This is a genomic window from Pseudomonas sp. AC463, from assembly GCF_979253585.1.
Window position 1 is genome coordinate 1 of record NZ_CEEDDZ010000575.1, and the last position, 275, is coordinate 275.

The 275-nt window shown below is 64.7% G+C and carries 1 protein-coding gene; it reads right to left on the minus strand.

Features of this window, described 5'->3' with window-relative positions; all coding sequences use genetic code 11:
• Positions 1–275, minus strand: a 275-nt coding sequence (locus AC0IYH_RS31485; RefSeq protein WP_471838164.1) for a hypothetical protein, incomplete at both ends; no start/stop codon positions are given.

A 275-nucleotide genomic window follows, 5' to 3' on the forward strand; every position in this document is an offset into this window, starting at 1 on the left:
GAGGTGTTGCGTGATGCCATCCATCGGTGATGCGGGCGGCCTCGATAAGGGTGTCGAGAAAGCCGGGATGGTCGGCAACCTGGTCGAGCCACCGCCGAGAGGTCAGTTCGGCGTCACTGCTGAGAGGGCGCACACGTCTGCCGAGGGCAGGCCCAGTCAAAACGGCGGTGTCCCACACCGGCAGCAGGGCTCCGGTATGCATCCAGATCAGGGCGGTGGCTATGGGATTGGGTTTACGGCCGCTGGTGGAGACCCAGGCGCGAATGTGAGGGGAT